The organism is Micromonospora sp. NPDC049801, from assembly GCF_040656575.1.
GTDB lineage: Bacteria > Actinomycetota > Actinomycetes > Mycobacteriales > Micromonosporaceae > Micromonospora.
This window is the reverse complement of sequence record NZ_JBFAMS010000003.1, coordinates 303,342-317,411: the sequence shown is the minus strand read 5'-3', so window position 1 is coordinate 317,411 and position 14,070 is coordinate 303,342. Positions and strand designations below refer to the sequence as shown.

Annotated in this window: 11 protein-coding genes and 1 riboswitch; of the genes, 5 read left to right on the top strand and 6 right to left on the bottom strand. The window is 71.6% G+C overall.

The genetic code is table 11. From position 1 onward, the window contains the following. Window positions 1-57 precede the first annotated feature (57 nt). Window positions 58-750 (bottom strand): transglycosylase family protein, encoded by a 693-nt coding sequence (locus AB0I89_RS07215; protein ID WP_357121593.1) that lies wholly within the window; start codon window positions 748-750, stop codon window positions 58-60. Further along, window positions 750-920: riboswitch (cyclic di-AMP (ydaO/yuaA leader) on the bottom strand. Its footprint overlaps the gene before it by 1 nt. Window positions 921-1,188: 268 nt before the next feature. On the opposite strand from AB0I89_RS07215, the gene AB0I89_RS07210 reads away from it, so the two are divergent. After that, a complete protein-coding gene (locus AB0I89_RS07210; protein WP_357121590.1) occupies window positions 1,189-1,677 on the top strand; it encodes a peptidoglycan-binding domain-containing protein in 489 nt (162 codons plus the stop codon). A gap of 109 nt (window positions 1,678-1,786) precedes the next feature. Here AB0I89_RS07210 and AB0I89_RS07205 read toward each other — a convergent pair whose 3' ends face one another. Continuing rightward, window positions 1,787-2,188, bottom strand: a complete 402-nt coding sequence (locus tag AB0I89_RS07205; protein ID WP_357121587.1) for a peptidase inhibitor family I36 protein — start codon at window positions 2,186-2,188, stop codon at window positions 1,787-1,789. A 185-nt stretch (window positions 2,189-2,373) separates the two neighbouring features. Between AB0I89_RS07205 and AB0I89_RS07200 the strand changes: the two genes are divergently transcribed. Then, a complete protein-coding gene (locus AB0I89_RS07200; protein WP_357121584.1) occupies window positions 2,374-5,190 on the top strand; it encodes a BTAD domain-containing putative transcriptional regulator in 2,817 nt (938 codons plus the stop codon). Here AB0I89_RS07200 and AB0I89_RS07195 read toward each other — a convergent pair. After that, complete coding sequence (locus AB0I89_RS07195) at window positions 5,160-6,599, bottom strand: nitrilase-related carbon-nitrogen hydrolase (RefSeq protein WP_357121581.1); 1,440 nt, start codon at window positions 6,597-6,599, stop codon at window positions 5,160-5,162. The genes AB0I89_RS07200 and AB0I89_RS07195 overlap by 31 nt on opposite strands. A gap of 109 nt (window positions 6,600-6,708) precedes the next feature. Between AB0I89_RS07195 and AB0I89_RS07190 the strand changes: the two genes are divergently transcribed. Both AB0I89_RS07190 and AB0I89_RS07185 read left to right on the top strand, forming a co-directional pair. Further along, window positions 6,709-7,857 carry a histidine kinase gene (locus tag AB0I89_RS07190; protein WP_357121578.1) on the top strand — a complete coding sequence of 383 codons (1,149 nt, stop codon included), beginning with the start codon at window positions 6,709-6,711 and terminating at the stop codon, window positions 7,855-7,857. Further along, a complete protein-coding gene (locus tag AB0I89_RS07185; protein ID WP_357121575.1) occupies window positions 7,857-8,510 on the top strand; it encodes a response regulator transcription factor in 654 nt (217 codons plus the stop codon). The genes AB0I89_RS07190 and AB0I89_RS07185 overlap by 1 nt, the downstream gene beginning before the upstream one ends. A 130-nt stretch (window positions 8,511-8,640) precedes the next feature. On the opposite strand, the gene htpG is transcribed toward AB0I89_RS07185, so the two are convergent. After that, on the bottom strand, window positions 8,641-10,557 hold the full coding sequence (htpG, locus tag AB0I89_RS07180) for a molecular chaperone HtpG (protein WP_357121572.1): 1,917 nt from the start codon (window positions 10,555-10,557) through the stop codon (window positions 8,641-8,643). Between the two features lie 191 nt (window positions 10,558-10,748). On the opposite strand from htpG, the gene AB0I89_RS07175 reads away from it, so the two are divergent. After that, window positions 10,749-11,447 (top strand): SDR family oxidoreductase, encoded by a 699-nt coding sequence (locus AB0I89_RS07175; protein WP_357121569.1) that lies wholly within the window; start codon window positions 10,749-10,751, stop codon window positions 11,445-11,447. A 107-nt stretch (window positions 11,448-11,554) separates the two neighbouring features. Here AB0I89_RS07175 and AB0I89_RS07170 read toward each other — a convergent pair whose 3' ends face one another. Together AB0I89_RS07170 and AB0I89_RS07165 are read right to left on the bottom strand one after the other, a co-directional pair. Then, complete coding sequence (locus AB0I89_RS07170) at window positions 11,555-12,061, bottom strand: hypothetical protein (protein WP_357121566.1); 507 nt, start codon at window positions 12,059-12,061, stop codon at window positions 11,555-11,557. 130 nt (window positions 12,062-12,191) lie between these two features. Next, a complete protein-coding gene (locus AB0I89_RS07165) occupies window positions 12,192-13,949 on the bottom strand; it encodes a M28 family peptidase (protein ID WP_357121563.1) in 1,758 nt (585 codons plus the stop codon). Window positions 13,950-14,070: the final 121 nt, after the last annotated feature.

Here is a 14,070-nt window from a genome sequence, read left to right as displayed (position 1 = left end):
CGCCAGACGAACGAACGCTCGGCCGGTGACCCGGCCGAGCGTTCGTCGGTACGTACGTCAGAGAGCGAGCCGCTGCCCCGGGAAGATCAGGCCCGGGTCCGCGCCGATCAGCTGACGGTTGCGCTCGTACAGGGCCTGCCAGCCGCCGCTGCGGGGGTGCCGCTCGGCGATCTCCGACAGGGTGTCCCCCGGCGCGACCACGTACGTGTCGCCGCCGGCCGCCGGGGCGGTCCGCTCGTGACCACGGGTAGCCGGCTGGTCGCCGCGTGCCGGCCGCTCCTTGCCGGAGGTGGACGTCGACGACTTGGAGGTCGACTTCGTCGGGGACTTCGCGGTGGACTTCGTCGGGGACTTCGCGGTGGACTTCGTCGAGGTACCGCCCGACGAGCCGCCCTTGCGGCCGCAGGTCGGCCACGCGCCGATGCCCTGCCCGTCGAGCACCTTCTCGGCGATCGCGATCTGCTCGCCACGGCTGGCCAGATCGGCGCGGGCGGCGTACTTCGTGCCGCCGTAGCCGGCCCAGGTGCCCTGGGAGAACTGCAGCCCGCCGTAGTAGCCGTTCCCGGTATTGATCTTCCAGTTGCCGCCGGACTCGCACTGGGCGATCGCGTCCCAGTTGACACCGGCCTGGGCCGGGGCCGCCGGGCCGAAGAGGGCGACGGCGCCGGTGACCGCGCCGACCGCCAGGGTACCGACGGCGACGCGGCGGGTGGTGACCCGTCGATGACGGGGGGTGTACGCAGACGTCATGGATCATTCCTCCACGCCGGCGAGGTGAGCTGTCGGGTTCGGGCCGAGGAGCCCGGCCGCGCGCTGGCGGCTTCACCCCGAGGTGACATGCACCGAGGAACGTTGGGTCCCCCGCTCCTGCCCGGGTTCTGTTTCCGACGACCGGGGGCAGGATTTGGCGTTGCCGGTCGCGGCGTCCACGGTGGTGGACCCGACCGACGGTAGGCACGGTGGGTGACGGTCGCCCACCGCTTGTGAAGTTGTTCACCGGCTCACGCGGGGCGCTGCGGCCAGCGGTTGCGGAGGACGTCCACCTGTGCAGCGGCCATCATGGACCGTTTCCGATCAGGGCCTGCCGTCCCGGTGAATTGACGTTCGGACAGGAAACCGTAGACGGGCGGTAGCGATGCTCTGGAGCACACCGGGTCCGTCCCGGAAACGACACCCCAGGAGGAGATCATGCCGCTCCAGCAGAGTCGCAACGGCCGTCGCCGCGCCGCAGCCGTCCTCGTAGCCCTACTGGCCGGCGCTGGCCTGACGCTGTCCGCGCCGACCGCCGCACAGGCGTCCAGCCCGTGCACCAGCCTGACCTTCTACCGGGTCGGCGGCTACCCGGGCGGCGCGGACATGCACGTGCCCACCGTCGGCTGGCAGACCGGAAACAAAAGCTGCTACCTCACCTACGGCCACTCGGGCTCCGCGGTGCTGGTGCTCCAGGAGGCGCTGAACAACTGCTACGCGCGGTCGCTCAGCCTGGACGGGAACTACGGTCCGAAGACCCGGGACGCCGTCCGGTACGCCCAGCACAAGATCAATGAGGACATCGTGTACGCGAACATCGCCGAGGACGGCGAGTACGGCCCGCAGACACGTGCGTACATGGGCTTCGCGATCTTCGGGGTCAACGGCGGCCCGGTCATTCCCAACGTCTGCTACTACCCGGGCTGACCGCCGTACAGCGCCGGCCGGAGCCCTCGCGGACTCCGGCCGGCGCCGTGGCGGCCCCTCCCCCGGTGCGGCGTCGCCGGCTCCCCCCCTGCGCGGCGACGCTCATGGATCAGCAGACCCGGACCGCCTCGATCCGCTGATTCCAGTTCCCCCCGATCGCGGCCGAGTCGTACGCCAGGTTCGCCCGGTAGCCATAGGCGTGCTGGTAGCCGAGCAGGCCGGTGGCGTTGGCGTTGTCCCAGAAGGTGGAGACGGTGCCGGACGGCCGGTTGTTGATGATCGATTGGGCCCGGTTGCGGAAGTACGAGGGCAGCGGGACGTCGTTGCATCCGTTGTACGGACCGTCGAGCAGGAAGATGTCGCCGCTGAAGTTGGCCCCGGCGTACAGGCAGAGCAGACCCGACGGGCAGGCGTAGTTGGCCTGGGCCGGACTCGGGGCGACGCCGAGCGTGGCGCCCACGGCGATCGTACCGAGCAGCGCGGACGTGAGCCTTCGCAGAGCACTTCGCACGATGGTGACCTCCGGTGTCGTCACGACCGGAACCGGCCGCGAGTCGAGTTGCCGACATCACGTTGATCGATGTCCTTGTAGCAACGATGATCTGCGCGGAAGGTCGACGAATTCCTGCCGGAACCTCAATCCGGCTGTCCCGGGGGTGCCGGTGGGGCGACCGGCGGTGCAGCGAGCGGCGGTTCATGGAGATTCGGGTCCTCGGGCCGGTCGAGGTCTGGGCGGACGGCCGTCCGGTCGATGCCGGAGCGGCCCGCCAGCGCGCCGTCCTGGCCGCACTGGCGGTCGACGTGGGCCGACCGGTGAACCTGGACGCTCTGGTGGACCGGGTCTGGGGCGACGCGTCGCCGCCCCGGGTTCGCCACAACCTGCACGTCTACCTCGCCCGGCTCCGCCGGGTGCTGGCCGACGCGGGCGCGCCGGACGTGTTGGCGCGACGGTCGGGTGGTTACCTGCTGGACCTGCCACCGGAGACAGTGGACGGCCCGCACTTCGACGCGCTGCGGCAGCGTGCCGACGGGCTGCCCGACGGGGACCCCGAACGGGTGGAACTGCTGCGCAGGGCGCTTGAGCTGTGGCGTGGCGAGCCGCTGGCGGGGCTGCCGGGCGAGTGGGCGGCCCGGGTCCGGCAGGACTGGCACCGCCGGCACACCGACACCGCCGTGCAGTGGGCCCGTGGGCTGTTGCGACGGGGCGAGCCGGATGCGGTGATCGATCCGCTGACCCGGCTCGCCGACGAGCACCCGCTCGACGAACCGGTCGCCGCCGTGCTGCTGCACGCGTTGGCCGCGGCTGGTCGCGGGGCGCAGGCACTGACGTACTACGCCCGACTGCGGGACCGGCTCGCCGACGCGCTCGGTGTGGACCCGGGCATCGAGCTTCGCCAGCTGCACCAGGCCATCCTGCGCGGCGAGGTCACCTCGCCGACCCCGGAGGTGTCCCCCGTGCCGGCCGCCGCGGTCATCGTCGCCCCGTCGCGGCCGGACCGCCCGGTCCCCGCGCAGTTGCCGTCGGATGTCCGGGGCTTCGCCGGGCGGCGTTCGGAGCTGGACCGTCTGGACGCGCTGCGGGCGTCCGCCGAGGAACGACCCGGGGCCGTCCCGCTGGCCGTGCTCTCCGGAGCGGGCGGGGTCGGCAAGACGGCCCTCGCCGTGCACTGGGCGCACCGGGTCGCCGGGCAGTTCCCGGACGGGCAGCTCTACGCCAATCTGGAGGGCTACAGCCACAGCGGCGTCGTCCGAAGCGCGGAGCAGGTGGTCCGGGGCTTCCTGGCCGCGCTCGGGGTGCCGCCGCGCGAGGTGCCGGCGGACGAGCAGGCGCAGACCGCGTTGTACCGCAGCCTGCTCGCCGGTCGGCGGGTGCTGGTGCTGCTCGACAACGCCCGGGACGCCGCGCAGGTACGGCCGCTGCTGCCGGGCGCGGCCGGCTGCCTGGTGCTGGTGACCAGCCGGGATCGGCTCACCGGTCTGGTGGCCACCGAGGGCGCCGAGGCGGTCGTGCTGGATCTGCTCAGCGCCGACGACGCCCAGGCCCTGCTGTACGCGCGGATCGGGGCGCGGGCGGAGGCGGAGCGGGCCGCGGTCGACGATCTGGTCCGACTCTGTGACCGGCTACCGCTGGCCCTGGTCGTGGTGGCGGCGCGGGCGGTGGTCCGGCCCCACCTGCCGCTGGCCGAGTTGGGCGCGCAGCTCCGGGCCGGCGGCCGGCTGGACGGGCTCGACACGGGCGACCACGACAGCAGCGTGCGGGCGGCGCTGTCCTGGTCGTACCGGCTGCTGTCGGTGCCGACCGCGCGGCTGTTCCGGCTGGTCGGCGGCAGCACGGACGTGACGGTGAGTACGGCGGCCGGGGTCAGTCTCGTCGGTGCCGGCCGGCGGGCCGTCCAGGCGGCGTTCGCCGAGCTGGCGGACGCGCACCTGATGCTGGAACGTGCCCCGGACCGGTACGCCATGCACGACCTGCTGCGGGCGTTCGCGGCCGAACTGTCCGCCGAGCACGACCCAGCCGGCGACCGGGCCGAGGCGCGCGGCCGACTCTTCGACCACTACCTGCACAGCGCGCACGCCGCGGCCGTGCTGCTGCATCCGCACTGGGATCCGATCACCCTCGCCCCGGCCGTCGCCGGCGTGCGGCCGGAGAAGTTCGGCGACCACGACGAGGCCATGGCGTGGTTCACGCGCGAGCGCGACGTGCTGATCGCGCTCGTGGAACGGTGCGCCGCCAGCGGCGCCGACCGGCACGCCTGGCAACTGGCGTGGAGCCTGACCAGTTTCCTGGACCGCCAGGGCGGCTGGCACGACCAGTTGGCGGTGCAGCGGACGGCGCTGGCGGCGGCGCGGCGCGGCGGCGCGGCGGTCGGGCAGGCGTACGCGCACCGCAGCCTGGCGCGGGCGCAGGCCCGGCTGGGCCGGCTCGACGAGGCGCCCGGTCAGCTCCGGCGGGCGCTGGAGCTGTTCCGCGAGCTGGGCGACCCCGCCAACCAGGCGCACACCTACCTCGATCTCGCCGAGGTGGCCGACCGGGAGGGCCGGCGAGCCGAGGTGGTCCGGCATGCCGAGGCGGCGTTGGCGCTGTACCGCGAGGCGGGCCATCGCTACGGGCAGGCGATGGCCCTCAACGCGGTCGGCTGGTACCGGGCCCAGCTCGGCGAGCACGACGCCGCCGTTGAGGCGTGCCAGCAGGCGCTGGAGCTGCTGCGCGAGTTCGACGACCGGCAGGGCCAGGCGCCCACGTGGGACACCCTCGGCTACGCGCAGCACCGCGCCGGACGACCAGCGGAGGCGGTCATCGCCTACCGGCACGCGCTGGCGCTGTACCGGGAGTTCCGGGACCGGTACTACGAGGCGGACACGCTGACGCACCTGGCGGAGGCGTTGGTCGACGCCGGCGACCCGGCGGAAGCGGCGCGGAGCTGGCGGGCGGCGCTGGGCATCCTCGACGAGCTGGGCCACCCGGACGCGCAGCGGATCCGTCAACGGCTCACGGCGGCCGACGGGTCGTGACGGCGGGGCCCGCTGTTGGGCCGGCCCACCGCCGCTCCCACGGAGATCACGAACAAGACCAGGGACACGATCGGAAACCAGTCTCCCGTACGCGAATAGACAGTGCCGAACCCCGCCGTCGGAGCGGCCGTGACCAGCAGCTCCGCGTCACCGGCGGTCGCCTCGCCCACGACCCTGCCGCCCGGGTCAGTGACGGTCAGCCGGCCGAACGCGGCGGCGCGGACCACGGTGATCCCGTTCTCCACCCCACGGACGAGGGCCATCCGGCTGTGCAGCCAGCCGTCGGAGGTGAAATCCAGGCCGGGGACGAGCAGCACCGAGACGCCCTGCGCCCGATACCGCCGGACCAGACCGGGATAGTCAAGGTCCTTGCAGATCGCCACGCCGAACCGCCCGTCCACGATCACCTCGTCGCCGCCCGGCGTCAGCCAGTCCTCCAGGCCCGGGATCAGATGTCGCTTCTCGTACGTCCTGATCGTTCCGCTCGGGTCCAGCACCAGCGCCACGTTGCTCGCGGTCCCGGCCCGCCGCAGCACCACGCCGACGACGACCCGGGCCGCGGTCTGCTGGAGCGCCTCGACGAGCAGGGGCAGGGTGGCGTCTGTCACGGCGAACACCTTCTCCGGCAGCACGACGATCCGCGCCCCGCGCGCGGCCAGGTCCGAGACCCGCGGAACGTACCGGGTGAGCAGGTCCCGCCCGGACGGTTCGTCGATCGGGAGCCCGTCCTCGGACTGTCGCAGCGCGACGAGGCCCACGGTCAGCGGCTCGGCCGGCTCCGGGGAGCGACTCAGTGACCAGGCCGACCATCCGCCGACGCCGAGCAGGAGGGCGAGCAGGCAGGTGAGGGCCGGGCGTGGGCCGTCGAGCCGAGCGGTGCGGGTGGGTCGCAGGCCTGCGAGCAGGGCGGCGAGGGCGATCGGGACGGCGAGCAGCAGGTAGGTGACGCCCCACACGCCGGTGAGCGCGGTCAGCTGGATGACCGGGCGGACGTCCGCCTGCGTGTAGGCGAGGCTCCACCACGCGCCGTGCGGCAACAGGCGGGACGCGGCGTACTCGCCCAGCACCCACAGTGACGGCACGGTGAGAACAGCGGTCCCGACTCGCCCGTGCCGCAGGAGCGTCCGGGCGAGCAGGACCGTGCCGGCTGCCAGGCCGAGGCCGAGCACGAACACGCCGCCGACCACGAAGACCGGTAGTCGCAGCGTGCCGCGGTAGTACCCGACAATGCCGAGTTGGCCGATCGACCAGGCGAGAACCGTCGCACCGAGCGCGGTCCTCGGGCGTACCCGCACCGAGGCGAGGATCAGCGGGATCGGGGCGAGCCAGGTCAGCGCGGCAACCGGGTGCAGCCCGGAACCACCGAGCCAGAGCAGTCCACTGAGGAGCGCGGCGATGATCGTCGTCATGCGTCGATCGTGCGGCGGGAGCGGCCGGGGCGGATCGCCGTACGAACTGGAGGTGATCTGGTCCTGTGGAGGGAGGCGCGGCAGCGCCCGGCGAGACCATACTGCCGGCGTGAAGCGGTACGTCAATCTCGCCGTCACCGTGGCCGCCGTGGCCGCGACCGTGCTACCCGCCCTGGCCGGCGGTCCCCGTGCCTGGTGGGTGCTGCCGCTCGCGGTCGCGTCCTCGGTCCCGGTGCTGTGGCGTGACCGCGCGCTGGTCCAGGTCGCCGTCGTCGTGGGCCTCGCCACGACCGTCTCCGCCTCGCTCGGCGCACCCCCGCTGCTGCCGGTCGGTCCGCTCGTCTGCCTCTACACGTTCGCGGCGCGGGCCGCCCTGCCGATCCGCCTGCTCGGCATCCTGGTCACCGCCGGCGGCCTGCTGGTCTCGCTGCTCTATCCACACCCGGACGTGGAGGTGCTGCGGTACCTGGTGGTCGCCTACAGCTTCGCGTACGCCCTGGGCACGAGCGCCCGCGCCCGCCGTACCCAGGCCATGGCCCACGCCGAACGCGATCGTCGCGTCGCCGGTGAACGTGCGGCGGCCGTGCTGCGCGAACGCGCGCGCATCGCCCGGGACCTGCACGACATCCTCACCCACGCGGTCGGCGTCATGATCGTGCAAGCGGAGGCGGGACCTCTTCTGGTGCGCCCCCACCCGGACCGCGCCGACGCGGCGTTCGCCACGATCGCGGCCACCGGCAGGGACGCGGTCGTCCAGCTCCGCCGCGCGGTCGGCAGCCTGCACGAACCCGCCGATGAGTCCCTCGACCAGCCGGGCCTGGCCCACCTGCCCGTCCTCGTCGAACGCGTCCGCGCCACCGGACTCGACGCCGTCCTCACCATCTCACCCCCGCCGTGCGGATCCGTCGCCGGATCTCAGTCCGAGGTCACCCTCGGTCCACCGGTCGAACCGCCCGCGCACGTCGGGGTCGCCGCCTACCGGATCGTGCAGGAGTCCCTGACCAATGTGGTCCGGCACGCCGAGGCCCGATCGGTCCGCATCCTGCTGAGCTACAGCGCGGACGCCCTGACCGTGTCGATCACCGATGACGGTCGCGGCAACCGGGCTGTCGGCGTCGGGGTGCCCGGATACGGGATCGTCGGCATGCGCGAGCGCGCCCGGACCTGCGGCGGGACCCTGCGCACCGGCCCGGCCTCCGAAAGCCACGGCTTCACCGTCACCGCCACCTTGCCGCTCTGCGCACCCGTGGCCGTCTGATGCTGCGTGTGGTGCTCGCCGACGATCAGGACCTGTTCCGGGCCGGATTCGCCACGATCCTCTGCGCGGAGCCGGACATCGAGGTGGTCGCCGAGGCCCCCGACGGCGCCGCCGCCGTGCGGGCCACCCTCGACCACCGTCCCGACGTCGTCCTGATGGACATGCGGATGCCCGTTCTCGACGGTGTCGCCGCGACCCGGCACGTCTGCTCACTCACCCCGAGCCGGGTCCTCGCCCTGACCATGTTCGACACCGACGACTACCTGTACGCGGCCCTGCGTGCCGGTGCCAGCGGCTTCCTGCTCAAGGACGCCCCACGAGCCGACCTGGTCAACGCGGTGCGGGTGGTCGCCGCCGGCGATGCGCTGCTCGCTCCCGGCGTCACCGCCCGGGTGATCGGCGAACTACACCGACGCGGCCACCCGGACCCGGCGCTCGCCGCCGCGGTGACCGCCCTGACCGCCCGCGAGACGGACGTCCTGCGCCTGATCGCGGCCGGTCTGTCGAACGCCGAGATCGCCGCCCACCACCACCTGAGCGAGCACACGGTGAAAACTCACGTCGGCAACCTGCTCGCCAAACTGAGTCTGCGCGACCGCGCCCAGGCAGTCATGATCGCCTACGAATCCGGCCTGGTGATCCCCGGTCGCTGACCGGTGGCGACGTCACGGTCTGCCGACCTCGTCGATCATGGAGTCATGGTGCCTGTCAGGCACCGTGATGAGCGCTTTGTCACCCACCACAACTCCATGATCGACGAGGCGAGACAGTTCGCGAGGAGGCTTACAGGGTGCGCGCCAGCCGGTCGGCGAGGGTACGGGTGAACCGGGCCGGGTCGGCCAGCTCGCCGCCCTCGGCGAGGACCGCCAGGCCGTACAGCAGCTCGGCGGTCTCGGTCAGGGCCGGGCCGGAATCGCCCTGCTCGTGGGCCTTGCGCAGCCCGGCGACCAGCGGGTGACCCGGATTGATCTCCAGGATCCGCTTGGTCGAGGGGACCTCGTGCCCCATCGCCCGGTACATCTTCTCCAGCGTCGGCGTGAGGTCGTGCGCGTCACCGACCACACAGGCCGGTGAGGTGGTCAGCCGCGAGGACAGGCGGACCTCCCGGACGCTGTCGGCCAGGGTCGTGCCCAGCCAGTCGACCAGCGCGGCGAACTCCTGCCGCTGCTGCTCACGCTCGGCCTCGGCCTGCTGCTTCTCCTCGTCGGTGTCCAGGTCGACCTGGCCCTTGGCGATCGAGCGCAACGGCCGGCCGTCGTACTCACCGACGCGCTCGACCCACACCTCGTCGACCGGGTCGGTGAGCAGCAGCACCTCGTGGCCCTTGGCGCGGAACGCCTCCAGGTGCGGGGAGTTCTCGATGGTGGTCCGGGAGTCACCGGTGGCGTACCAGATGTCGGTCTGGCCGTCCTTCATCCGCGACACGTAGCCGGCCAGGTCGGTGGGCTCCGCCGCGTCGTGGGTGGACGCGACCGACAGGATCTCCAGCAGGGTGTCGCGGTTGTCGGCGTCGTCGATCAGCCCTTCCTTGACCACCGCGCCGAACTCGGTCCAGAAGGTGCGGTAGCGCTCGGCGTGGTTGGCCTTGAGGTCCTTGACGGTGGCGAGGACCTTCTTGACCAGGCGGCGGCGGACGATCTGGATCTGCCGGTCCTGCTGGAGGATCTCGCGGGAGATGTTCAGCGACAGGTCGTGGGCGTCGACGACACCCTTGACGAAGCGCAGGTAGGTGGGGACCAGCGCCTCGCAGTCGTCCATGATGAACACGCGCTTGACGTAGAGCTGCACGCCGCGGCGGCCCTGCGGGGAGAACATGTCCAGCGGGGCGTGGCTGGGCAGGAACAGCAGCGCCTCGTACTCGAAGGTGCCCTCGCCCTTCATGTGCACGACCTCGAGCGGGTCGGCCCAGTCGTGGCTGACGTGCTTGTAGAACTCGTTGTACTCGGCGGCGTCGACCTCGTCGCGGGGACGCGCCCACAGCGCCTTCATCGAGTTGAGGGTCTGCTCCTCGCTGGTGGGCGGCTCGCCCTCAGCCCGCGAGCGCTCGACGCTCATCCGGATCGGCCACGCGATGAAGTCGGAGTAGCGCTTGACGATCTCGCGGATCGTCCACTCGGCGGTGTAGTCGTGCAGGTTGTCCTCGGTGTCGGCGGGCTTGAGGTGCAGGGTCACCGCGGTGCCCGCCGGCGCCTCGTCGACGGACTCGATCGAGTAGGTGCCCTCGCCGGTGGACTCCCAGCGGGTGCCGCCGGTCTCGCCGGCCTTGCGGGTCAGCAGGGTGACCCGGTCGGCGACCATGAACGCGGCGTAGAAGCCGACGCCGAACTGCCCGATCAGTTCCTGCGAGGCGCGGGCGTCGGCGGATTCGCGGAGCTGGCGCAGCAGCTCGGCGGTGCCGGACTTGGCGATCGTGCCGATCAGCCGGACCACCTCGTCACGGGTCATCCCGATGCCGTTGTCCCGCACGGTCAGCGTGCGCGCGTCCCGGTCGACCTCGATGGCGACGTGCAGGTCGTCGGTGTCGGCGACGAGGTCCTTGTCGACGAGCGTCGCCAGCCGCAGCTTGTCCAGTGCGTCGGACGCGTTCGAGATGAGTTCCCGCAGGAAGACGTCCTTGTTCGAGTAGATCGAGTGGACGACCAGCTGCAGGAGCTGACGCGCCTCGGCCTGGAACTCCAACGTCTCGGCCTGGTTGCTCACACCGTCTCCCTTCTCGGCTCGTACGGAGGTTCGCGCAAAGGATACGAGTCGTCACCGCCGCGGGTGTGTGCGCCTCCGGGTCGTATTCCCGATTCCCGTCCGTCCGTCGCGTGACCTACCTGACTTTGCCTAACAGAAGTCAGCCGGATAGCGTTCCGGTCGAGAAGCCGCCACGAACCCTGGAGCACTCCATGAAGATCGCTGGAAGCACCGCCCTCGTCACCGGCGCCAACCGGGGCTTCGGCCGGCACCTGGCCGCCGAGCTCGTCGCCCGCGGAGCAACGGTCTACGCCGGCGCGCGCAACCCGGACAGCGTCGACCTGCCCGGCGTGACGCCGGTCCGGCTGGACATCACCGACCCCGCCTCGGTGGCCGCCGCGGCGAAGCTGGCCGGCGACGTGAACCTGCTGGTCAACAACGCCGGCATCGACAGCCGGGCGGACCTGCTTGAGGGTGACCTCGACCTGATCCGCCTGGAGCTGGAGACGCACTACCTCGGCAACCTGTCGATGATCCGGTCCTTCGCGCCGGTCATCGCCGGCAACGGTGGCGGAACCATCCTCAACGTCCTGTCCGTGCTGTCCTGGGTGAATTTCCCCCTGCACGCGGCGTACGGCGCGGCGAAGTCGGCCGAGTGGGCGATGACCAACGCGCTACGCCTCCAGCTCGCCGAGCGGGGCGTGCGGGTCGCCGGCCTGCACGTCGGCTACATGGACACCGACATGGCCGCGACGATCGACGGCCCCAAGTCCGACCCGGCGGAGATCGCCCGGATCGGCGTCGACGGCATCGAGGCCGACGCGTACGAGATCGTCACCGACGACGTCAGCCGGCAGGTGCAGGCCGGGCTCGCGGGCGGCGTCGCCGCGCTCTACCCGCAGCTCCCCTGACCGCCCCCCCCACCGGGAACGCGACGGGCCGCCGCCGGCATGCACCGGCGGCGGCCCTTGATCGGGTACGCGGTCAGCTCCCGCCGCGTACGCCGTCACACTCGCGGTCAGCAGCCACCGCAGGTGTAGAAGAGGATGTCCCAGTGGCTCCCCTCCTTGGTGTAGAGGTTGCCCGACGGCGCCCGGTACTGGTACCCGAAGCCGGAGATGTAGCCGACATAGGCGTAGTTCGCGGAGATGTAGTTCTGGATGCACGTGCTCAGCGCGATGTCGAGCTTGTAGCCGTTCCAGTGGCTGTACGTGCCCCCGGCGTGCCCGACCTCGGTTCCCGCGGTGATGGTGACCGCGCAGCCGCTGGCCCGCTTGAAGGTGATGATGCCGTCGATGGTGGCCTGCCGGACCCCGTCGAACGAGGTGCAGGTGGACACGTTGCGGTCGCTGCAGTTGCCGCTGGAGGTCCAGGAGATGCCGGCGGCGCGTAGCTGCGAGGTGGCGCTGGAATGGCTGATGGCGAAGGCCGGAGCGGCCAGGCCGAACGTGGCGCAGACCGCCGCCAGGGTGGCCACGAACAGCGTGAGCACGCGGCGGCGCAGGGTGGATCGAGTGGGTGACATGGCACTCCCGTTCGCGTGAGGGGCGGAATTCTGCGAATCAGGGGCCGGCCTTGGAGGATTTCTACCAGAGATAGACGGACGTGACCAGATGTCGGGTGGGAGCGCGACACACGCCCCCACCCGACGCGCCCTAGCTGGCCTGCAGCGTCACGTCGTCGATCACGAAGCTGGTCTGCAGCGACGAGTCCTCGGTGCCGGTGAACTTCAGGGTCACCGTCTGCCCGGCGAACCCGGCCACGTTGAACGTGCGCTGGGTGTAGCCCGAGGCGGCGTTCAGGTTCGAGTACGTCGCCAGGGTGGTCGAGCCCACCTGCACGGTGAGCTTGTCGTACGCCGTGGAACCGGTCGTCTCGGCGGTGTCGATGTGCAGCCAGAACGACAGCGTGTAGCTGGCGCAACCGGCCGGCACGGTCACCGACTGGGACAGGGTGTCGGTGTGGGTGCTGCCGTACCCGTCGAGCCACGCCTTGTACGACCCGGTCCGGGCCGCCTGGCCGCTGGAACTGGTGATCACGCCGGAGGAGGCGGTCCACGGCGTACCGCCGCTCTCGAAGCCACCGTTGCCGATCACCTGCCCACCGGCACAGCCCCCGGTACCGGTCACCGTGAGGGTGAGGCTGGCGGTCCGGGTGACCGAGCCGGTGCCGGTGACCGTGAGGGTGACGGTGCCGGTGGCGGCACTGGACGACGCGGTCAGCGTCACCGTGGCCGAGCCGCCGGAGGTCACCGACGACGGGCTGAACGAGACGCTCACCCCGCTGGGCGCGCCGGACGCGCTGAGGCTGACCGTCTGGGCCGAGCCGGAGGTGGTCGCGGTGCTGACCGTGGCGCTGGTGCTGGCGCCCCGGGCGACGCTGAGCGCGGTGGGGCTGACGGCGACCGAGAAGTCGTTGGTCGGGGTGCCGGTGCCCACGGCGAGCTGCCACAGCGCGTACGCGACACCGTCCGCGGCCCGGTTCAGCACGGTGGCGCTGACGTTGGCGGTGGTGTCACAGGACCGGTGGTAGCAGGCGTCGTACGCCGCGTTGGCGGTGCCGCCCCACTTGGCCGCCTGGCTGCTGGTCTTGCGGGCGCTCGCGCCCGCGGCGTACCCGGAGGTCGGGATGCCGGCCTGCTGGAAGTAGTAGTCGTCGGAGCGGCCCTGGCCCTCGACGTTCTCCTCCGGTTGCAGCCCCAGCGAGTCCCAGTACGCCTTCAGCGGCGCCGCCGTGGTGGAGGTGACCCGGTTGATGAAGTAGCCGCCGTTGGTGGAGCCGACCATGTCGAAGTTGTAGTAGCCCTTGAGGTAGCCACGCTGGGTGGAGTTGAGCGAGTTGACGTAGAAGCGGGAGCCGTTGAGCCCCTGCTCCTCGTCGGTCCACCAGGCGAACCGGACCTTCTTCGTCATGGTCGGGTTCTGCGCGGCGAGGACCAGGGCGTTCTCCAGCAGGGTGGCCGAGCCGGAGCCGTTGTCGTTGATGCCCGGACCAGCCGAGACGCTGTCCAGGTGGGCGCCGAACATGACCACCTGGTCGGCCGGGCCGCCGGGCCACTCGGCGATGAGGTTGTTCGACGGGTACGTACAGCTGGAGCAGTACTGCTCGCTGACGGTGTAGCCGGCCGCCTGGAGCTTGCCCTTGACGTAGCTGAGCGAGGCGGTGTAGCCGGCAGACCCGGCCCTCCGGTTGCCGCCGTTGCTGCTGGCGATGGAGTTGAACTGGGTCAGGTGCGCCTGGACGTTGGTGACGGAGATGTCCGGCGCCGCCAGGACGGCGGCGGACGCGGCGATCGGCCGGCCCGCCGTCGTCGCGGCGGAGGGTGACGCGGTCGCCGGCTGGGCGGCCAACGTCACCGTCATCCCGGTGAACACGGCGAGCGCGATTCCCGCGCTCAGCGTTCTACCTCTCATGGGGGCTCCTCGGGGTCGGAGAGATAACCGAGACACTTACAGATATCTATGTCTGTGACATCGGACGTTCGTCCCGAACCCCCGCCCGTTAGACGGTGGGTACCGGCGTCGGCACAGGTGA